We start from the raw sequence: 21,933 nt of genomic DNA on the forward strand, positions 1-21,933 counted from the left end.
ACCATTTTTGTGTTCGCGCTTTTTTAGTCAGACAAACCTTCAAGTGCAAGGGCTTGTTCTTCCCATTCAGTTTCAGTTTGGGCTAATTGGGCTTGAACCGTTTCGAGTTTTTGTTGTAATTCTTGAAGGACCAATGGTTTAGTAATCGTCTCACTTTGGGCCATTTCTTCTTGGATGTCGGCGGCTTGTTGTTCTAACTCGCCCATTTGATTTTCAAGCTGTTCCACTAAACGGGCCAATTTGCGTTGGGCGCGTTGGGTTTCTTTGCTAGCCTTGTAACCGTCTTGTGCAGTGACGATTGCTTGAGTGGTGGTTGTTGGCGTATCAGCGGCGGCGAACGCTTCTTCCTCCGCTTTTTTGGCCAGATAATAATCGTAATCGCCCAAATACCGTTTGCTGCCGGTATCGGATAATTCAATAATGCCGGTCGCGACTTGGTTGATGAAATAGCGGTCATGGGAAACGAACAGGACGGTGCCATTAAAGTCACGTAAGGCTGTTTCGAGGACTTCCTTACTATCAATATCTAAATGGTTAGTCGGTTCATCCATGATCAGGAAGTTATCGTGATTCATCGCCAATTTAGTCAATAGTAGGCGGGCTTTTTCACCACCACTTAATTGTGAAACGACTTTTAAAACGTCGTCGCCACTGAATAGGAAGCTTCCGAGTAACGTTCGAATTTCTTTTTCGGGCGTAGTCCGGTGATCGTCCCACAATTCTTCTAAGACAGTTTTGTTAGCGTGTAGGTTTCGCTGTTCTTGATCGTAATAACCGACCGACACGTTACTGCCTAATTTTTCTTGACCTTTGATAAACGGAATTTTGTGGAGCACACTTTTGAGGAGGGTCGATTTACCAATCCCGTTGGGGCCAATAATCGCTAGTCGTTCTTGGCGGTTAACTTCGAAATTAATCGGTTCAACCATAATTTTGTCGGGTTCGTAGCCAACCGCTGCCTCAGTGACTTTTAAAACTTCATTACCACTCGGTTGTTCCGTTTCAAAATGGAAATGGATTTTAGCGGCATCATTTTGCGGTCGATCCAGTTTATCCATTTTTTCGAGTTGTTTACGCCGACTCTGAGCTTGTTTGGTCGAGCTAGCGCGGACAATATTTTTGTCGACGAACGTTTGTAATTTTTCAATTTCGGCTTGTTGTTTTTCGAAGGCCTTCCATTCTAACGTTAGGTTATCGGCCTTTAAGGTTAAGAAATGACTGTAATTGCCGGTGTAATGCGTTAATGTATGGCGGCTCATATCGTAAACTTCTTTGGTAATTTTATCGAGGAAGTAACGGTCATGTGAAACCGTTAGTAAGGCGCCGGGGTAAGTTTGTAGATAATTTTCTAACCAAGTTAAGGTTTCGATATCCAAATGGTTGGTGGGTTCGTCCAAGATTAAGACGTCTTTTTTTGCTAACAATAACTTAGCAAGTGCGAGACGGGAGCGTTCGCCACCAGAAAGCGTACTGATTGGTTTTTCAAACGTTTCTTCTGGAAATTGGAAACCGTGGAGCACACCACGAATTTCGGCTTCGTAACCATAACCGTTAGCTTCTGTGAAATCGTGTTGAATTTGATCGTAACGTTTCAACAAATCAGCGTAGTCAGCATTTGTATGGTCAGTACTCGAATCAGCAATGGCCGCTTCCAACGTGTGCATTTGTTGTTCCATTTGACGTAACGGTTCAAAGATGGTTAACATTTCAGCGTAAATTGTCCGTTCTGAACTGAGACCACTGTCTTGGGCGAGGTAGCCGACTTGCACATTTTTACCCAGAATAATTTGACCGTCATCGGGCGTGGTGATACCGGCAATCATTTTAAGGAGTGTTGATTTACCAGCACCGTTCGGGCCGACTAAAGCGACTCGGGCGTGGTCTTGGACTTCTAATTGAGCATTTTTGAATAAATAATCGCCACCGAAATGGCGAGCAACTTGTTGAACTTGTAGTAATATCACGATAAAAATTCCTTTCGTATGGTGGTTTAAAGGGCTTCATTTTAAGAAATTAGTGGGGCAACTTTACTTATCATAACAGATTTAAAGGTTTGACTGGTGAAATTGTAAATTAATTGCTTTTCACAAGAAAATTCAGTATGATTTCAATAGCGTACAACGCTAAATTTCACAAGCAAAAATAAACGGAGGTTCCAAAATGGCTGAAAATAAAATTCCAAGAGCCACAGCGAAACGTTTACCTTTATATTATCGCTATTTGAATTTTTTGAATAATGCAGGCACGGCAAAAATTTCATCTACCGAACTATCTGAAGCAGTTAAAGTGGATAGTGCAACGATTCGTCGCGATTTTTCATATTTCGGGGCGCTAGGTAAACGTGGTTATGGTTATGATGTAGAATCATTGTTAAATTTCTTTAAAAAGACTTTGAATCAAGACCGTTTAACAAACGTTGCTTTGATTGGGGTTGGTAATTTAGGGCACGCTTTACTAAATTATAATTTCCGTCAAACCAATAATATTCGGATCAGCGCCGCTTTTGACGTTAAAGAAGAATTAATCGGCACGATTCAAACGGGCGTACCAGTTTACCCAATGGCTGAAATGGTTGAAGAATTAAAAAACCAACAAATTGAAATCGTGATTCTAACGGTGCCAATCGATGTCGCTCAAAAAGTAACGGACGATTTAGTTGAAGCTGGGATCAAAGGGATTATGAACTTTACCCCAATTCGAATTTCAGTGCCAACGGGTATTCGGATTCAAAACGTCGATTTAGCCAAAGAATTGCAAACGTTAATTTATTTCTTAGATAATTATAACGACGAAACCAAAACAGAACAATAAGCGACTTTAAAATAGCGTTTAAACAAGTTATCCAGCATTAGGTAGCTTGCTTAGACGCTATTTTTTTAACGCAATAGATACGTTAACGTTACGAGCAGATTCATACCAGCGTGACTGATAATCGTCGTGTATAGCGAGCCGGTCTTACGGTAGAGCCAGCACAGAAACAAACCAATGGCCGCGTAAATAATCAGATGACCGTCTTGGTGCAGTAAACTAAATAGCAAGCTAGAAATTAAAGCGGCCCAAAGCGGGTTAATCGTACCGGACAAACCGCCGAAGATGGCCCCGCGAAAAACAATTTCTTCCATCACAGGTGCGGCAATCGTGACGGCTAAAATGAGCCAAGGTTGTTGGCGCATAGCAGTCATTAACGTAATCGTGTTTAACGAGTTAGCCGAATTCTTGAAAATCAGATGGTCCACAATCCCGGCCAAGACTTGAACGAGTAAGGTTAATAAAATGCCGCTGATGCCCCACATGATAATCGTTTTAAGGGGGGCGGGATGATATTCCAATGAATTAGCCGTCCGGCGTCGATTGAAGACTAATAAGCCAAGCGCCCCTAGTAAATCAAAGATAGTCGTCAACAAGAAAATTTGCGGTGTTAGCTTGAAAAGTTGCGCACAAGCACTCGGTAAGACGAGCACGATTAAATAAGTTAAAATAATTCTAAAATTTTGTTTGTATAAAGTCATTGAGTATCTCCTCAAAGGTTGATGTGACAATAGTTTAGCGTATTAGCACTCGAAATGCAAAGTGCCAGCAAAATACTTGCAATGTTCTGAGAAAATGCTATGATAAAAAATGTAATTAGCACTTGTGTTAATCGAGTGCTAAAAAAGAAAAATTGATGGAGGGATTTTAAGTGTTAAAACCATTAGAAGATCGCGTGATTATCGCAGTTAAAGACGAAGAAGAACAAACCGTTGGTGGCATTGTGTTAGCTAGCAATGCGAAGCAAAAACCACAAACTGGTAAAGTTGTTGCAGTAGGTGAAGGAACGCTCACTAATGACGGCCAACGAATTCCATTATCCGTTAAAGTGGACGATGAAGTCCTTTATGACAAATATGCCGGTTCAGAAGTGGACTATGCCGGCGCTTCATATTTAGTCTTGCACGCTAAAGATATCATGGCAATTGTTGAATAAATCAAATATAAATCGATACAAAAATATTTAATGAGGTGAAAGAATTATGGCAAAAGAACTTAAATTTTCAGAAGATGCTCGCTCAAAAATGTTAGCGGGTGTTGATCAATTAGCAAATACCGTTAAAACAACTTTAGGACCTAAAGGCCGCAACGTCGTTTTGGAAAAAGCGTACGGTTCACCTGAAATTACCAATGATGGTGTCACAATCGCTAAAGCCATCGAATTGGAAGATCATTTCGAAAACATGGGCGCTAAGTTAGTTGCAGAAGTTGCTTCTAAAACTAACGATATCGCTGGTGACGGCACAACCACGGCCACTGTTTTAGCCCAAGCGATTATTCGCGAAGGCATGAAGAACGTGACTGCCGGTGCTAATCCTGTTGGCATTCGTCGTGGGATTGAACTAGCCACTAAAACAGCGGTTAAAAAATTACACGAAATTTCACATCCAGTTGAAAGTAAAGAGGCTATTGCGCAAGTCGCTGCCGTCTCATCTGATAATAAAGAAACGGGACAGTTAATTGCCGATGCGATGGAAAAAGTCGGTAACGACGGTGTGATTACGGTTGAAGAATCAAAAGGGATTGATACGGAATTAAGCGTCGTTGAAGGGATGCAATTCGATCGTGGTTATTTATCACAATACATGGTGACTGATAACGACAAGATGGAAGCCGATCTCGACAACCCATACATCTTAATTACGGATAAGAAGATTTCTAACATTCAAGATGTTTTACCATTATTACAATCAATCGTTCAAGAAGGCAAAGCGCTATTAATCATCGCTGACGATGTTGATGGTGAAGCTTTACCAACCCTTGTTTTAAACAAGATTCGTGGGACGTTCAACGTTGTTGCGGTTAAAGCGCCTGGTTTTGGCGATCGTCGTAAGGAACAACTTGAAGATATCGCAACTTTAACGGGTGCGACTGTTATTACCAGTGATTTAGGCCTCGAATTAAAAGAAACAACCATCGATCAATTAGGGACAGCTGGTAAAGTGACAATTACAAAAGATAATACAACTATCGTTGAAGGTGCTGGTAGTAAAGCAGCCATCGCTGAACGAGTTGAAAACATCAAGAAACAAGTGGCTGAAACCACTTCTGATTTTGATCGTGAAAAATTACAAGAACGTTTAGCTAAATTAGCTGGCGGCGTCGCAGTCATCAAAGTTGGGGCTGCTACTGAAACCGAATTGAAAGAACGTAAATACCGGATTGAAGACGCCTTAAACGCAACGCGCGCAGCCGTTGAAGAAGGTTACGTTGCCGGTGGTGGGACTGCTTTAATCGACGTGATGAGCAGTGTCGCAGCCTTAGAAGAAGAAGGCGACGTTCAAACCGGGATTAATATCGTATTACGTTCACTTGAAGAACCTGTTCGTCAAATTGCAACCAATGCGGGCCTTGAAGGTTCAGTGATTGTTGAAAAAGTGAAATCTCAAGACACTGAAATCGGCTATAACGCCGCCAACGGTAACTGGGAAAATATGATTGACGCTGGGATTTTAGACCCAACTAAGGTCACACGTTCAGCGTTACAAAATGCAGCCAGCGTTGCCGCATTGATGTTAACAACTGAAGCAGTCGTCGCTGACAAACCAGAAGACCACCCGGCAGCACCAGCCGGTGGCATGGACCCATCAGCAATGGGCGGAATGATGTAGAGTGCTGACTCAGCCGTTTAGCTTCTGAGTATAGCCTAAAATAAAAGCTTATGGCCTGAACATTGGTCATAAGCTTTTATTTGTAGCTAGACGGAAGAAGTTGGCTGAGGAGGCACGTTTTGGAGAGAGTGCTAGGGCTCACGGGTAGCTTCCGAGCATTAGCCTAGTTCCGTGAATAAAGTCCGATTTGTGGACTTTGTTTGCGAAACGTAGCTAAGCACAAGAAGCTGTGAGCACTTGCACGTTTTAATCAGAGTGCTTTTAGTTGCGGTTAGCAACTGAGCATTAATAAAAATAGCGTATTATGACGATTTTAAGTCATGATACGCTATTTTAGATTAAGCGGAAGTTGTTGCAACCAAAAGCACGTTTTGGAGAGAGTGCTGACTCGAATGGGTTAGGCTTTGAGGATTAATCTGAAAACAGGCATTGTGGGTGTTTTTAACCCATGATGCCTGTTTTCTAGTTAACCGGAAAAGGCTATTCGAGAAGCACGTTTTAGAATCAGAGTGCTAGAACTCACGGGTAGCTTCCGAGTATAACTTAGTCACCACCTTATTTTTATAATCAAACGAAAAATATGAATCATTTTAACGTATATCATAAGTGAGGGACAATAAGTCGTACACCCTGTTAATTATTTGGATATTGAGTATAATGAGCGTGGGGAGTGATACTAGAATGATTAAAAAAATAATGAGTGTCATCACAATGGTGTTAATGGCTGGGGTCGTCTTAATCAGTCATTCGGAAACAGTCAATGCAACACCAGTTGAGACACAAGCCGCAATCAAAACGGCGCAGACCGATTTATCTAAACTCAATAATAATATTAGTAATTTAACCGTGACAGCTGAGCAATTGAAAAACCAAATGACAGCCAAACAAACGCAAATAACAGCAACGCAAGGGACGTTAGATCAAACGAATGCCGCTTATACGGCCCAAGTTAAGTTAATCGAAGGCAACTTACAACAACTGCAAGCTAAGGATAGTAGTTTTAATTTGGCGATGCTTGATAGTTTATTAGACAGTCGCAACCTTGGGGATTTATTCCAAAAAGGCGCGATTATGGACCGGTTAATGGATGCTAAAGTCTCAAATGCGACGGAAACAGAAGACCTCGCCAAGCAGGTCACAAAACAGAAACAAACCTTAGAAAGTCAGCAAACCAAACTGAATGAGTTAGCTAAAACCAATACCGAAACGCTAACATCGCTCAATCAGCAGAAAACAACGGCTAATACGCAACTCAAGCAATTACAAGCAAAGTATAAGACAGAGTTAGCGGCTCAAGCAGCAGCGGCGGAGGCGGCCAATAAGGTCGGTTTAAAAGCAGCCACCGGTAATCCGGCCATCAGCAATAACGCGATTGTTAAAACGACCCTGAAATATATCGGGGTCCCTTACGTCTGGGGTGGGACATCGCCAAAAGGGTTCGATTGCTCCGGCTTAGTGCAATACGTCTTTGCACTAAATGGCCAACAATTACCACGGACCTCACAAGAACAGAGTAAATTGGGGAAGGACGTTGCTTTGAAGGATTTACAGCCCACCGATTTACTCTTCTGGGGTGGCGTCGGGACCGCCCACCATGTCGCGATTTATATTGGCAATGGTTACTTTATTCAAGCGCCCCAACCAGGAGATCATGTCCGTGTGACCAAGTTGACGGATTATGTACCAGATTTTGCACGCCGACTATAAGATGAGAATCCACTAAGACGTTATGATTGGATTACAAATTTTGGTAGTAATTTTAAAATAATTGTAGTAGAATACCTTGTGTTTGAATAAACGGCTATTATTATTTTTTAGAACACTTTATTTTCAAAAGTCACCGTGTGAAATGGTAACATGCGATTATCACACGAGGGCTTTTTATGTTAAGAAATACGACTTAGAGGAGCTAGCTAGTTATGCAACAGTTAAAACGTTTTTTTATCGGGAAACCGTTAAAAACTTCTGATGAAGGTGATCAAAAATTAGGGCGTTTCAAGGCCTTAGCATTATTATCTTCAGACGCTTTATCATCAGTCGCCTATGGACCTGAACAGATTGTGGTCGTTCTGACAACCTTATCGGCGGCCGCAATTTGGTATTCTATTCCGATTGCTGCATTTGTTTTAATTTTACTTTTAGCGTTAACCTTATCTTATCGACAAGTCATCCACGCCTATCCAGGTGGTGGTGGTGCGTACGTCGTTTCTAGTGAAAACTTAGGTAAAAATGCCGGGTTAATCGCTGGGGGATCATTGTTAGTCGATTATATGTTGACTGTAGCGGTTAGTATTTCAGCGGGGGCCGAAGCGATTACGTCGGCAATTCCACCGTTATACGGCCATCAAGTTGGCATTTCATTGATTATTGTCATCATTTTAATGGCGATGAACTTACGGGGGATGCGCGAATCAGCGTCCTTCTTGATGGTGCCGGTCTACTTATTCGTTGTGATGATGACGATTATGGTGATTGTCGGCTGTTATAAAATCTTTTCAGGTGCGATTCCATTCCACGCCGCGTCAACCGTTGGGGCGGTTGTTCCCGGGATTTCGATGGCGTTAATCTTTAGAGCCTTTTCATCAGGTTCGTCGTCATTAACCGGGGTTGAAGCGATTAGTAACGCCGTACCATTCTTTAAAAAACCACGAGCAGTCAACGCTGCTGCAACATTGGGCATCATGGCTGCGATTTTAGGGTTCTTCTTTGCCGGGATTACATTCTTAAACTATTGGTACGGGATTGTCCCAATGGCGAGAGTAACGGTGCTTTCACAAGTGGCCTTACAGACTTTCGGTAAAGGGTTCTTCTATTACATCGTTCAATTTGCGACGGCCTTTATCTTAGCCGTTGCGGCCAATACCGGTTTTTCGGCCTTCCCAGTGTTAGCTTATAATTTGGCGAAAGATAAATACATGCCACATATGTACATGGATCGTGGTGATCGGCTAGGTTATTCTAACGGGATTATCACGTTGGCCATCGGATCAATGGCGTTGATTTTCATCTTTAACGGTGATACCTCACGCTTGATTCCTCTGTACGCGGTCGGGGTCTTTCTACCATTTACCTTGTCACAAGTGGGCATGTTGCGTAAATGGTGGTCAGAACGACCAAAACACTGGTTCAGCAAGTCAATTGCGAACTTTGTTGGTGCGTTAATTTCGTTTGTCATTTTGATCATTCTCTTCGTTTACCGGTTGCCTGATATCTGGCCATTCTTCATCATCATGCCAATCATGTTACTGATTTTCTATAAGATTCACGATCACTATAAAAAAGTGGCCATCCAATTACGGGTCAGTGCCAAAGAAGCTGAACTACATGATTACGATGGGTCAACTGTGATTGTGTTAGTCAGCAACGTGACACAAGTGACACGGGGTGCGTTGGATTATGCGCAATCGATTGGGGATTACGTGATTGCAATGCACGTTTCGACGGATGAAAATCCGACTAAGGAACGGGAAACACAAACTGAATTTAAAGCCGATTTCCCGAACGTCCGCTTTGTTGATGTCCATTCATCTTACCGTTCAATTCAAAAACCAATTATTCGGTTCGTTGATATCGTCAGCAAAAATGCCCAAAAACGTAATTTCACAACGACGGTGTTGGTCCCTCAATTTGTGCCGAAGAAACCTTGGCAAAACATTTTGCATAACCAATCAAGTTTACGTTTGAGAAACGCATTTGCGAGTCGTGAAAACATCATTATTGCGACGTATAGTTATCACTTAAAACATTAAAAAGCTGTGACAGAACTCGGTTATCAATTGAGTATCAAGTTGGAAACTCCGATTATCCTGAACTAAGGATAATCGGAGTTTTTGATTTGAACGGAAATTGATGAGTTCTGGTGCGCGTCAAATAAAAATGGTTATTTAATTTAAGAACAGCATGATTGACAGCTTATTTTTTGAATGGCGACAAAACTTTTTATTCGCGTTAAAAATTGCTACAATAGAAGCTAACGAAGTTTGAAGACAGATTAAAGGGGCGCAACATGCGAATTTTATTTATTGGGGACACAGTTGGTGCAATGGGCCAAAAGATGATTAACGATTATTTGCCATTATTGAAACAAGAATATAAACCACAAGTCACGATTATCAATGGTGAAAATATTGCCGATGGGAAAGGGATGACCCAAAAGGATTATAAGAATCTATTACAAGCTGGTGCCGATGCGATTACGATGGGCAACCATACTTGGAATAAACGCGATATCCTCGATTTTATCGATGATGCTAAGAAATTAGTCCGACCAGCAAACTTTCCTAAAGGGACACCCGGCCAAGGGATGACGATGATTAAAGTCAACCAAGCGAAACTCGCCGTTATTAATTTGCAAGGCCGCGCTTTGATGAATGAATTACTCGAAGATCCGTTCAGTATGTTGGATGAAATGGTGGCCGAAGTCAGCAAAGAGACCGATTGTATTTTTGTCGATTTCCATGCTGAAACCACGAGTGAAAAATTAGCGTTAGCTTGGTATTTAGACGGACGGATTTCGGCGTTAGTCGGCACACACACGCACGTTCAAACCAACGATGCACGTGTCTTACCAGAAGGCACAGCCGTCTTAACCGATGCCGGGATGACGGGCCCCTATAACGGGATTTTAGGTGTTAAACGCGAAAAGATTATCAACCGTTTTATGACGCAACGACCAGAACGGTTTGAACTCGTCACAGAAGGACCGGGTCAATTAAACGGTTGTCTGATTGAAATTGATGATCAAACCGGCCGGGCTAAATCAATCAAACCGATTCAAATCTCCCCAGATCATCCGTTTGGCAATCATTTTTAAGGAGCTCAGTCATGACAGAAGAAAAAATGTTAGCACTAGAACCCGCAATTGTCGCTGAATTAGACCGTTTGACAACGCTGATTCAGGCCAATCAAACGGTTCAACGGTTTCAAGCCATTGAACAGACGGTTAAGCAACATCCTGAAATTGCGCAGTTGCAAACCGATATTGAAGCCGCTCAAAAAGAGGCTGTCCAAGCTGTCCATTATAATAAGCCCAACGCTGCACGGGTTGATAATCAAGTAGCAGATCAGTTAAACCAGCAGTTGGCGGATAATCCACTCGTGCAAGAATACCGAGCGGCGTTATACGAAGCCAATGCGACGTTGGAATATATGACGACTTATTTACAATCACAAATTGATGGTTTAGACGAGTAAAGGGGATTTTGAAACATGCCACAAAAAACAAAATCAACGCCAATGATGGCGCAATATCAAAAAGTGAAGGATCAATATCCGGATGCCTTTTTATTTTATCGTCTAGGCGATTTTTACGAATTATTCAATGAAGATGCGGTTAAAGCCTCGCAATTGTTAGAATTAACGTTAACGGCCCGTAATAAAAGTGCTGAAGACCCGATTCCGATGTGTGGCGTCCCGCACCATGCCGCGCAGAATTACATCGATATCTTAGTCGATCAAGGGTACAAAGTCGCCATTTGTGAACAGATGGAAGACCCGAAGACCGCTAAAGGGATGGTTAAACGCGAAGTCATCCAACTGGTGACACCGGGGACCATGATGGACGAAAAAGCGGGGCATTCGAAACAGAATAACTACTTAACCGCCGTGGTTGCCGAACAAGGCCAATACGGTTTTGCATACACTGATTTATCGACTGGTGAGATTAAGGTCAGTTTAATCGATAGTTTAGATTTGTTATTAAACGAAATGTTGAGTTTGCAAACTAAGGAAGTCGTTTTAAACCAATCAATGCCGACTGAAGTCGTCCAAGCATTTGTCCAACAACAAATCTTGGTTTCATATCAAGGCGACACTAACGATACGGCTGAGATTAGTTTTGTCTCGCAAAACATTGCGCAACCACTCGAATTGGCAGTCATCAAGCAATTGGTGGGTTATTTAGCGGCGACGCAAAAACGGCATCTAGGCCATTTACAACGGGCACAGGAATATGAACTCTCTCAATATTTGAAATTAGATCATTCGGCAAAGATGAATCTCGAATTAACGGCTTCTTTACGTACCGGGCACAAGAGCGGCACTTTATTGTGGTTATTGGATGAAACCAAAACCGCAATGGGTGGTCGGTTATTAAAACAGTGGTTGGAACGGCCCTTATTGGATGCAAAAGCGATTCAAAATCGGCAAAATCAAGTCGCTAATTTTTTAAACCACTATTTCGAACGAACTAATCTACAAGATAGTTTAACCAAGGTTTATGATTTAGAACGATTAGCGGGACGCGTGGCTTTTGGGAGTGTTAACGGGCGCGATTTGATTCAATTGAAGACTTCTCTCGAACAGATTCCAACGATTAAAGCGACGTTAGCGACGATTAATGACGATCACGCTTTTGACCAAGCCTTAACGCAACTCGATCCGGTCGATGATGTCCGTCAATTGATTGAAACGGCCATCATGCCGGAACCGCCGATTTCGATTACCGATGGTGGCTTGATTCAAAATGGCTACAATCAAACGCTGGATGATTATCGCGACGCGATGTCTAACGGTAAACAATGGTTGGCCCAACTCGAAGCCAAAGAACGGGAAGCAACCGGTATTCATACCTTAAAGATCGGTTTTAACCGGGTTTTTGGTTATTACATCGAAGTCACACGCGCTAATTTAGCGGCGTTGCCAGAAGGGCGCTATGAACGGAAACAAACGTTAGCCAACGCCGAACGGTTTATTACGCCAGAATTAAAGGCCAAAGAGCAATTAATTCTTGAAGCGGAAGAACGGTCAACTGCGTTGGAATACGAATTGTTTACGCAAGTTCGCGAACAAGTTAAAACGCAAATTGAACGGCTGCAAAAATTGGCTAAAGGTGTCGCGGCCTTGGACGTCTTACAGAGTTTCGCGGTGGTCAGTGAAAACTACCATTATGTTCAGCCCACTTTTAAAACGGACAATCGTGAAATTGATTTGGTTGAAGGCCGACATCCGGTCGTTGAAAAAGTACTGGGTCGCCAGAAGTACATCCCGAATGATGTTCAAATGAGATTAGGGACTGATATTCTGTTGATTACGGGCCCCAATATGTCTGGTAAAAGTACTTATATGCGCCAATTAGCGTTGACGGTGATTATGGCGCAGATGGGTTGTTTTGTGCCCGCTAAATCCGCCAACCTACCGATTTTTGATCAAATTTTTACGCGAATTGGTGCGGCCGATGATTTAATTTCAGGTCAAAGTACGTTCATGGTCGAAATGATGGAAGCTAACCGCGCGATTATGAGTGCGACACCGAACAGTTTAATTCTGTTTGATGAAATTGGACGGGGGACCGCTACTTATGACGGGATGGCCTTAGCACAAGCGATTATTGAACACATTCACGATCACGTGCACGCCAAAACTTTATTTTCGACCCATTATCACGAATTGACCGCGCTGGCAGACACGCTAGCCGCTTTGAAGAATGTCCACGTTGGGGCGGTTGAAGAAAACGGTGAATTGGTCTTCTTACACAAAATGTTAGCCGGACCAGCCGATAAATCATACGGAATTCACGTTGCTAAATTAGCGGGGATGCCTGATGATTTATTGAAACGGGCGGATTTAATTTTGGGCCAACTGGAACAAAAACCAACCGTGACGATTACGGCACCGACTGCGGTTGAACCGATGCCAGTTGAAGTCGCAACGCCAGAAATGAATGAAGTCGACGAACAAATGGCGTTATTCGAACCGGAAACGGTGACGGTCAAAACAGACCCAGTCGCTGAAAAACTAAAGGCCGAAATCAAAGAGTTCGACCTAATGAGCGCCACCCCACTAGAAGCCCTAAACCAATTATATAAGTGGCAAAAAGAAATTAAATGAGTGCTTTTTCAGACGATAGACTCTGAGCATTAGCCTAGTTTCGTGAATTAAGTCCGGTTTATGGACTTAGTTTGCGAAACGCAGCTAAGCACAAGAGTGTGTCTGGAAAAGCACGTTAAAGATAGAAGTGCTGATTGAGTTGGTCAGGCTTTGAGGATTAACGGTAGAAAATTAATTATGGTTGGGTTTATAACCATGATTGAGTTTTTATTGTTAACCGGAAAAGGCTACTCAAGAAGCACGTTAAAAAATCGAAGTGCTGACTAAGCCGGGTAGTCGCTGAGTATAGCCTAAAATTGAGAATTATGGCCGGTCTTAGCCATAATTTTCGATTTGTAGCTAGACGCAAGCAACTGGCTTAGAAGCACGTTAAAAATCGAATTGTTTAGAGTTGCGGGTAATAACTGAGCATTAGTACAAAATTGTGCGTATTGAATCCCCCAAAGGAGGACCTGTTGATGGCCAAAATTCATGAACTATCCGAAATATTAAGTAATCAAATTGCCGCTGGTGAAGTGATTGAACGGCCAGCATCGGTCGTCAAAGAATTGGCCGAAAATGCGATTGACGCCAATAGTACTCAGATTGACGTGGTGATTGAACAAGCTGGCTTGCAGTTAATTCAAGTCATCGATAATGGTGACGGGATTGAACCGGAAGACGTCCCGACGGCGTTTAAACGGCATGCGACTAGTAAGATTGCAACGCGTCAAGATTTGTTTAAAATTCAATCACTCGGTTTTCGGGGTGAAGCGTTAGCCAGTATTGCTTCCGTTTCGGATTTAACGATTGAAACGGCTACGGCGGATTCGTTAGGGACGTTTGCCCATTTCAAAGGTGGCGTCTTGGAGAGTCAAAAGACGAACCCGATTCGACCGGGGACAGCGGTGACTGTGCGCGATTTATTTTTTAATACACCAGCACGCTTGAAATACATTAAGACTTTTCAAACTGAATTAGCCAACGTGATTGATATTGTCAATCGCTTGGCGATGAGTCATCCGCAAATTGCGTTCACGTTAACCAACGATGACCATCTATTATTAAAAACGGCCGGCAATAACGATTTACAACAAACGATTGCTGGCATTTACGGCGTTTCAATGGCTAAAAAATTGTTGCCCATCAGTGATCATGATTTAGATTTTAAATTGACGGGTTATGTCTCATTACCTGAATTAACGCGTGCCACCCGCAATTATTTATCAATCCTGATTAACGGGCGCTACATTAAGAATTACCAATTAAATAAAGCGATTATTAAAGGGTATGGTTCGAAATTAATGGTGGGCCGGTATCCCGTCGCGGTCTTAAATATTAAGATGGATCCGTTGTTAATCGACGTCAACGTTCATCCGACTAAGCAGGAAGTCCGGTTAAGTAAAGAACCGGCTTTGATGACCTTGATTGAACGGGCGATTCGCAAACGATTGAGTACCGAAAATTTGATTCCAGATGCGGTCAAGAATCTGAAACAAACGTCAACGGTGGATATCGATCAACTACAATTAAATCTCAACCAAGCCTCTAAAACGCGGCTACCGGTTGATCCGACTGAGAAAATAGTTGAGACAGAGACCGCGACCACGACCACGACTGCCGCTGAAATTGCGGAAACTGCCGTCGCTTTACCGGTCACCGATAAACTAGCGAATAGTCAGATGCCGATTTTTGAACATCCGGCGCAATTAGCTGATTGGGATCAGAAGTATACGGCTGAAGCGGTTGGGACTCCGTTTGGGGATGACCCCACAACTGAGACCACAACGGCTGATTTACCCCGTTTTCCGACACTACGCTTCATTGGGCAACTGCATGATACGTTCCTGTTAGCGGAAGGCGAAGACGGTTTTTACATTGTTGACCAACACGCAGCGCAAGAACGGATTAAATATGAATATTATCGTGAAGCGATTGGGCAAGTCAGCTCGGACGTCCAGAATTTATTGGTGCCCTTAGTGTTGGAATACCCGAATAGTGACGCGGTTAAGATTCAGGCTAAAGCTGATTTATTAGCGCAGGTCGGTATTCAATTAGAATCGTTCGGTCAGAATAGTTTTGTAGTCCATAGTCATCCGACTTGGATTGAAGCGGGTCAAGAAGAAGTCACGATTCGCAATATGATTGATGATCTTTTAAAAGACGGTCAGATTAAGATCGCTCAGTTCCGTGAAAAAACAGCGATCATGATGAGCTGTAAACAAGCGATTAAAGCGCACCACCATTTAGATGACGCGCAAGCCAAAGCGTTGTTGGTTGACTTAGCGCAAGCCGAAAATCCGTTTAACTGTCCACACGGTCGCCCGGTTTTAATTCACTACACGCAAAAAGATTTAGAAAAAATGTTTAAACGCATTCAAGAACCGCATCATAGTTGGGAGGGTGAATAATGTTTATTTTAGCATCGCAATCACCAAGACGAAAAGAATTATTGAAACAAATTGTGCCAGAATTTATCACGATTCCGGCTCAAATTAATGAACGCGAAACACCGTTTACTAAACCCGCCGACTACGTGCAAACACTAGCACGGCGTAAAGGGGAACAAGTCGCGGCTCAAAATCCAACGGCCACGGTTTTAAGTGCCGATACGGTGGTTAGTTTTCAAGAGACGATTTACGGTAAACCACAAGATCGCCAAGATGCAGCCGCCGTTTTACGACAACTAAGTGGACAGACGCACCAAGCCTATACGGGTGTTTGGTTAACGAAGGATGGTCAGGTTCAACAAACAGTGGTGAAGACCGATGTGACTTTTTGGTCGTTAAGCGATCAGATGATTGAAACCTATTTAGATCAGAACGAGTATCAGGACAAGGCTGGCGCATACGGGATTCAAGGAGCCGGTAACTTATTAGTTGAAAAAATTAACGGCGATTTTTACAATGTTGTCGGTTTACCAATTAGTACGATTGCTAGAATGTTGTAGGGGGATGAACCAATGGTCAATGTGGCAGTTTATTGTGGTGCTAGCATGGGGAACAAACCGATCTATGCTGAAGCAGCCAAAACGTTAGGAACGTGGTTAGTCCAACGAGGTGATCGTCTAATCTATGGCGGTGGTCAGGTTGGGTTAATGGGCACGATTGCCGATGCCGTCTTACAACAAGGGGGCCAAGTGACCGGCATTATGCCGGCCTTTTTGAACCAACGTGAATTGATGCATACGGGGTTAACTGAAACGCTAATTGTAGACGATATGGCGACGCGCAAGCATCGCATGATTGAACTCGCTGAGGTTTTTATCGCATTGCCGGGCGGTCCGGGAACGTTGGAAGAAATGAGCGAAGTGATTTCGTGGGCGCGAATTGGGCAACAAGATGGGCCGTGTATCTTCTATAACGTGGCCGGTTATTACGATTTATTGCAACAATTTTTGGCAAAGATGGTCAGTGAGGGCTTTTTAACCCAAGTTGATTTTGACAAGTATTTATTTACCACGGATTTGACCGAGATGGCGACCTTCATCACAGAGTATCAGCCACCAAAAGTGCGCCAGTACTAAACCGGTAATTGAGTGCAACACCGGCGCGCTTTTGTGTTACAATTTAAAAAGCAAATATACGTTCTCATAAAGTAGGTAAAAGTATGTATGAATATTTAAAAGGGCTCGTGACGGCCGTCAATCCGTATTACGTGGTCTTGGAGGTTCAAGGCGTCGGGTATCAATTACAGGTCGCCAATCCTTATCGCTACACCGAATCCAACGATGAAATTGTGCAAATCTACGTCTACCAAGCTGTGCGCGATACGGATATCACGCTGTTTGGTTTCTATGATTTAGATGAAAAACAGATTTTTCAGAAGCTAATCAGTGTGTCTGGTATTGGGCCCAAGAGTGGCTTAGCGATTTTAGCCAACAGTGATCATTCTGGATTGATTCAAGCCATCATGAATGACGACATTAGTTATTTAACGAAGTTCCCAGGCGTGGGTAAGAAGACGGCACAACAAATTGTTCTTGATTTAAAAAATAAATTAGGTGATTTGGAACAAACCGAGAAATTAACCGGGCAAACCGTGATTGATTTAGGGGTACCGGGTGCTTCACCTGAATTAACCGATGCACTAGAAGCGTTAACGGCGCTCGGTTATTCGGCCCGCGAAGTTAAAAGTATCACTAAAATATTGACGGATTTCAGTGCGCAAACGACTGATCAGTATTTACGTGAAGGGTTACGGTTATTGATGAAAAAATAAAGGAGGACTTTAAATGGCAGAAGAACGAATTGTTTCCGCTGAGAATACTGATTTTGCGGAAGCAAGTATTGAAAAAACGTTGCGGCCACAAGTCCTCGCGCAATACATCGGTCAAGACCGGGTTAAAAATGAATTAACGGTTTATATTGCGGCCGCCAAAAAACGGGAAGAGTCACTGGATCATGTGTTGTTATATGGGCCACCAGGTCTGGGTAAAACAACTTTAGCGATGGTGATTGCCAATGAATTACAAGTCCAAATTCGCACGACCAGTGGGCCCGCAATTGAACGCCCCGGTGATTTAGTGGCCATTTTGAATGAGTTACAACCGGGTGATGTCTTATTTATTGATGAAATTCACCGCTTACCTAAAATTGTGGAAGAATTATTGTATTCCGCGATGGAAGATTTCTACATCGACATCATCGTTGGTCAAGGACCAACGGCACATCCGGTTCATTTTCCGTTGCCACCGTTTACGTTGATTGGTGCAACGACCCGCGCGGGCTTATTGTCCGCGCCGTTGCGTGATCGGTTTGGGATTGTCGAACACATGGCCTACTACGAGGAAGCCGATTTAGTCGACATCGTTGAACGGTCAGCCGGTGTCTTTAATATGGCGATTGTCCCGGACGGCGCGTTAGAAATTGCGCGCCGTTCTCGGGGGACGCCACGGATTGCCAACCGGTTATTAAAACGGATTCGGGATTACGCGCAAGTTGCCGATCAAGCGGCGATTGATCAACCGATTGCTGATCACGCGCTCAAACAATTGCAGATTGATATCCGCGGCCTTGATAGTATCGATCGTAAGATTTTAAAAATGATGATTGACTATTATCAAGGTGGGCCAGTTGGGTTAAAAACCATCGCGGCCAATATCGGTGAAGAAATTGAAACCGTTGAAGAAGTTTATGAACCCTATCTGTTACAAATTGGTTTTTTAAAACGAACACCGCGTGGCCGGGTGGTCACATTGGCCGCCTACACGCATTTAGGTTTACCTTATCCAGAAAATTAGAAAGAAGGCTCCCCATGGTTTCTACAGAAGATTTTGATTATGTATTACCCGAAGAATTAATTGCCCAAACACCGATGACTGAACGGGCCGCATCACGCATGTTAGTGATGGATAGTAAGACTGGCGCGTTAGAAGATAAAGTTTTCTACGATGTGATTGATGAATTAAATCCCGGCGATGCCGTTGTAATGAACAACACCCGCGTCTTGCCTGCCCGTTTATACGGTGTTAAACCCGATACTGGTGGTCATGAAGAAGTGCTGTTGTTAAATAACACGCACGACGATGAATGGGAAGTCTTGATGAAACCCGCTAAGCGGGCCAAAGTTGGCACTGAAGTGGTTTTTGGTGACGGTCAATTAAAAGCAGTCGTAACGAAAGAATTAGAACATGGCGGTCGGATGATTGAATTCCAATATGATGGGATTTTCATGCAAATTCTTGAAGAATTAGGCGAAATGCCGTTGCCACCTTATATCAAAGAAAAATTAGATGATCCAGAAATGTACCAAACAGTCTACGCTAAAGAACCCGGTTCAGCAGCGGCGCCAACTGCTGGCTTCCATTGGACGGAAGAATTATTACAAAAAGTCCAAGACAAAGGGATTAAATTAGTTTATTTAACCTTACATGTTGGACTCGGGACGTTTAGACCCGTTTCTGAAGACAATGTTGAAGATCACAAAATGCACAGTGAATTCTACCGATTAACCGAAGAAGCTGCCGCGACGTTAAATGAAGTTCATCAAAATGGTGGCCGAGTGATTGCGACTGGGACGACCAGTATTCGGACCCTTGAAACGATTGCGACGAAGTTTAATGGTGAATTAAAAGCGGATAGTGGTTGGACCGAAATCTTTATTAAACCCGGTTATCAATGGAAAGTGGTTGATGGTTTCATCACGAATTTCCATTTACCAAAATCAACTTTAGTGATGTTAGTGGCTTCCTTTACCGGTCGTGAACATATTTTAAATGCTTACAAACATGCGGTCGACGAAAAGTATCGGTTCTTTAGCTTTGGCGATGCGATGTTTATCAAGTAATTGCCTTTTAGGGAGGACGTTCAATGTATTTACGAAAAGCGCATTTTAACGATTTACCCGCAATACTAGCGATTATTGAAGAGGCTAGAGCCACTTTAAAGCAGCATGATATCAATCAATGGCAAGCTGAAGAACCGAGTCAGAGCCAATTTGAAAATGAAATTCGACAAGAACTATGTATTGTTTTAATCATTGAGGGACAAATCGTTGGGGTTGCGTCAATCGTTGAAACTGAAGACGCTGGCTATGAAGCCATCACTAACGGTCAGTGGCAGACGGTGGACTCACTCTATTATTCAATTCATCGGGTGGCATTAACTAGTCGGTTACACGGCCAGCATTTGGCCAGTCAATTCATGACGTTGTTAATCACGGCGGCTAGTCTACGTGGTGCTAAGGACCTCAGAATTGATACACATCCGGACAACTTAACGATGCAACACGTGATTCAAAAGGCTGGGTTTACGTATTGTGGGGACATTCTGATTGCGAATGATCCTTCCCCTAAACGTTATGCCTATCAAATGATATTAAAATAAACAAAAGCAAAGAGAGCAATGCTGACCAGTAGGGGGTCACACATTACTCTCTTTGCTTTTATGACACGACCAAGCCACCAGGTCTTCTCGTCAGAACCTGGTGGCTTTGCAGTACAGAAGGGGAAAATCAAGATTTGTGAATCAACAACTTGTAAAGATCTAGGGAACTTTTTGTTTTTGAGACACACACTTCTAAAATGGTTCAGTCTTATTTAATGGATGAGCATTTCGGAGGACGAACTCTACAAGCTTCAACGACGAGTAAATGACTAACAAACCCCAACGATAAGTTGGGTCCATACTACGAGAAGTTCACTTGATTTTCTACCTCCCTTCGATAACCTTAATATAACATCTCCAATTAGGGGAACCAAGTTATTTGCTTATCGGCTTTTCTTGCTTAATCGGGGAAGTCTGCTAAAATGAAGCAAGAATAAATACTAGAATTGGAGTCGATTAAATGGAACCAGCGATTAAATATCGTTTAATCAAAAAAGAAAAACACACAGGTGCTCGGTTAGGTGAAATCATCACCCCGCATGGGACTTTCAAAACACCAATGTTTATGCCAGTCGGGACGCAAGCCAGCGTTAAAACAATGGCTCCCGAAGATTTGAAAGAAATGGGCGCCGGCATTATTTTATCGAATACTTATCACTTGTGGTTACGACCTGGTGAAGACATCGTCGAAAAAGCGGGCGGTTTGCATAAATTTATGAATTGGGACCGCGGTGTTTTAACTGATTCCGGCGGTTTCCAAGTCTTTTCATTGGCGAAGTTACGTGATATCAGTGAAGATGGCGTGGCTTTCAGAAGTCACCTCAGTGGTGAAAAACTATTTTTATCCCCTGAAAAAGCGATTCAAGTTGAAAACGCATTGGGTGCGGACATCATGATGAGTTTTGATGAATGTCCACCGTTCTTCGAAAGTTATGATTACGTCAAAAAATCCGTTGAACGGACATCGCGTTGGGCAGAACGGGGTTTAATTGCCCATCAAAATCCTGCAACACAAGGCTTATTTGGGATTGTCCAAGGCGCTGGTTTTGAAGATTTACGTAAGCAAAGTGCCCGTGATTTAGTGGGGATGGATTTCCCCGGTTATTCGATCGGTGGTCTATCGGTTGGTGAATCAAAGGGTGAAATGAATCGAGTTCTCGATTTCACGACGCCAATGTTGCCAGAAGAAAAACCACGTTATTTAATGGGGGTTGGTTCGCCAGATGCTTTAATTGATGGCGTCATTCGTGGAATCGATATGTTCGATTGCGTTTTACCAACCCGGATTGCAAGAAACGGGACAACGATGACGTCGCAAGGCCGCTTAGTCGTTAAAAATGCGAAGTATTCTGAAGATTTCAGACCATTAGATCCAAAATGTAATTGCTATGTTTGTAAAAATTATACGCGGGCTTACATTCGCCATTTGATTAAAGCAAATGAAACATTTGGGATTCATTTAACGAGTTATCACAATCTGTATTTCTTGATTAATTTGATGCACCAGGTTCAAGATGCGATTGAACAGGATAATTTATTAGAGTTCCGCGCGGCCTTTTTTGAAGAATATGGTTATAACAATGACAATGGTCGTAATTTCTAGCGAATAAACTGGAAGTTAGCCGTTAATTTTGCTACAGTTAAAGATAGTTAATAATGAA

Annotated in this window: 18 protein-coding genes; 16 read left to right on the plus strand and 2 right to left on the minus strand. The window is 42.9% G+C overall.

The genetic code is table 11. The features are described from left to right. Nucleotides 1-23 precede the first annotated feature (23 nt). Complete coding sequence (locus LFUMFP_RS02715) at nt 24-1,964, minus strand: ABC-F family ATP-binding cassette domain-containing protein (RefSeq protein WP_106483015.1); 1,941 nt, start codon at nt 1,962-1,964, stop codon at nt 24-26. A gap of 196 nt (nt 1,965-2,160) precedes the next feature. Between LFUMFP_RS02715 and LFUMFP_RS02720 the strand changes: the two genes are divergently transcribed. Next, nucleotides 2,161-2,811 (plus strand): redox-sensing transcriptional repressor Rex, encoded by a 651-nt coding sequence (locus tag LFUMFP_RS02720; RefSeq protein ID WP_025083449.1) that lies wholly within the window; start codon nt 2,161-2,163, stop codon nt 2,809-2,811. Nucleotides 2,812-2,876: 65 nt separating this feature from the next. Here the strand turns inward: LFUMFP_RS02720 and LFUMFP_RS02725 are convergent, their stop codons facing one another. Beyond that, nucleotides 2,877-3,509 carry a CPBP family intramembrane glutamic endopeptidase gene (locus tag LFUMFP_RS02725; RefSeq protein ID WP_025083448.1) on the minus strand — a complete coding sequence of 211 codons (633 nt, stop codon included), beginning with the start codon at nt 3,507-3,509 and terminating at the stop codon, nt 2,877-2,879. A gap of 170 nt (nt 3,510-3,679) precedes the next feature. Between LFUMFP_RS02725 and groES the strand changes: the two genes are divergently transcribed. From groES to tgt, 15 genes are all read left to right on the plus strand, one after another. Then, nucleotides 3,680-3,964: a co-chaperone GroES gene (groES, locus tag LFUMFP_RS02730; protein ID WP_025083447.1), complete on the plus strand. Its 285-nt coding sequence runs from the start codon at nt 3,680-3,682 to the stop codon at nt 3,962-3,964. Between the two features lie 46 nt (nt 3,965-4,010). After that, nucleotides 4,011-5,639 carry a chaperonin GroEL gene (groL, locus tag LFUMFP_RS02735; RefSeq protein WP_056950772.1) on the plus strand — a complete coding sequence of 543 codons (1,629 nt, stop codon included), beginning with the start codon at nt 4,011-4,013 and terminating at the stop codon, nt 5,637-5,639. A 681-nt stretch (nt 5,640-6,320) separates the two neighbouring features. Beyond that, entirely contained in the window at nt 6,321-7,346 is a 1,026-nt protein-coding gene (locus LFUMFP_RS02740) for a C40 family peptidase (protein ID WP_025083445.1), read from the plus strand. A 212-nt stretch (nt 7,347-7,558) separates the two neighbouring features. After that, complete coding sequence (locus LFUMFP_RS02745; RefSeq protein WP_025083444.1) at nt 7,559-9,388, plus strand: potassium transporter KimA; 1,830 nt, start codon at nt 7,559-7,561, stop codon at nt 9,386-9,388. A 257-nt stretch (nt 9,389-9,645) separates the two neighbouring features. Further along, nucleotides 9,646-10,452, plus strand: coding sequence for a TIGR00282 family metallophosphoesterase (locus LFUMFP_RS02750; protein WP_025083443.1), 807 nt, complete (start codon nt 9,646-9,648; stop codon nt 10,450-10,452). A gap of 11 nt (nt 10,453-10,463) precedes the next feature. Continuing rightward, on the plus strand, nt 10,464-10,832 hold the full coding sequence (locus tag LFUMFP_RS02755) for a YlbF family regulator (RefSeq protein WP_082603736.1): 369 nt from the start codon (nt 10,464-10,466) through the stop codon (nt 10,830-10,832). Nucleotides 10,833-10,847: 15 nt separating this feature from the next. Further along, on the plus strand, nt 10,848-13,466 hold the full coding sequence (gene mutS, locus LFUMFP_RS02760) for a DNA mismatch repair protein MutS (RefSeq protein ID WP_025083442.1): 2,619 nt from the start codon (nt 10,848-10,850) through the stop codon (nt 13,464-13,466). A 458-nt stretch (nt 13,467-13,924) separates the two neighbouring features. Continuing rightward, nucleotides 13,925-15,856 (plus strand): DNA mismatch repair endonuclease MutL, encoded by a 1,932-nt coding sequence (gene mutL, locus LFUMFP_RS02765; RefSeq protein ID WP_025083441.1) that lies wholly within the window; start codon nt 13,925-13,927, stop codon nt 15,854-15,856. Continuing rightward, a complete protein-coding gene (locus tag LFUMFP_RS02770; protein WP_025083440.1) occupies nt 15,856-16,395 on the plus strand; it encodes a Maf family protein in 540 nt (179 codons plus the stop codon). Before mutL ends, LFUMFP_RS02770 begins: the two co-directional genes overlap by 1 nt. A gap of 12 nt (nt 16,396-16,407) precedes the next feature. Continuing rightward, nucleotides 16,408-16,971, plus strand: a complete 564-nt coding sequence (locus LFUMFP_RS02775) for an LOG family protein (protein ID WP_025083439.1) — start codon at nt 16,408-16,410, stop codon at nt 16,969-16,971. 83 nt (nt 16,972-17,054) lie between these two features. Next, a complete protein-coding gene (gene ruvA, locus LFUMFP_RS02780) occupies nt 17,055-17,666 on the plus strand; it encodes a Holliday junction branch migration protein RuvA (RefSeq protein WP_056950774.1) in 612 nt (203 codons plus the stop codon). Nucleotides 17,667-17,679: 13 nt separating this feature from the next. Then, the gene (gene ruvB / locus LFUMFP_RS02785) at nt 17,680-18,687 is read left to right on the plus strand and encodes a Holliday junction branch migration DNA helicase RuvB (protein WP_025083438.1); all 1,008 of its coding nucleotides are present in this window, start codon (nt 17,680-17,682) and stop codon (nt 18,685-18,687) included. A gap of 14 nt (nt 18,688-18,701) precedes the next feature. After that, a complete protein-coding gene (gene queA / locus LFUMFP_RS02790; protein WP_056950779.1) occupies nt 18,702-19,733 on the plus strand; it encodes a tRNA preQ1(34) S-adenosylmethionine ribosyltransferase-isomerase QueA in 1,032 nt (343 codons plus the stop codon). Nucleotides 19,734-19,756: 23 nt separating this feature from the next. Beyond that, on the plus strand, nt 19,757-20,272 hold the full coding sequence (locus LFUMFP_RS02795) for a GNAT family N-acetyltransferase (RefSeq protein WP_106483016.1): 516 nt from the start codon (nt 19,757-19,759) through the stop codon (nt 20,270-20,272). Between the two features lie 460 nt (nt 20,273-20,732). Beyond that, entirely contained in the window at nt 20,733-21,875 is a 1,143-nt protein-coding gene (gene tgt, locus LFUMFP_RS02800) for a tRNA guanosine(34) transglycosylase Tgt (protein WP_056950782.1), read from the plus strand. Nucleotides 21,876-21,933: the final 58 nt, after the last annotated feature.

Source organism: Latilactobacillus fuchuensis (assembly GCF_900258455.1).
GTDB lineage: Bacteria > Bacillota > Bacilli > Lactobacillales > Lactobacillaceae > Latilactobacillus > Latilactobacillus fuchuensis.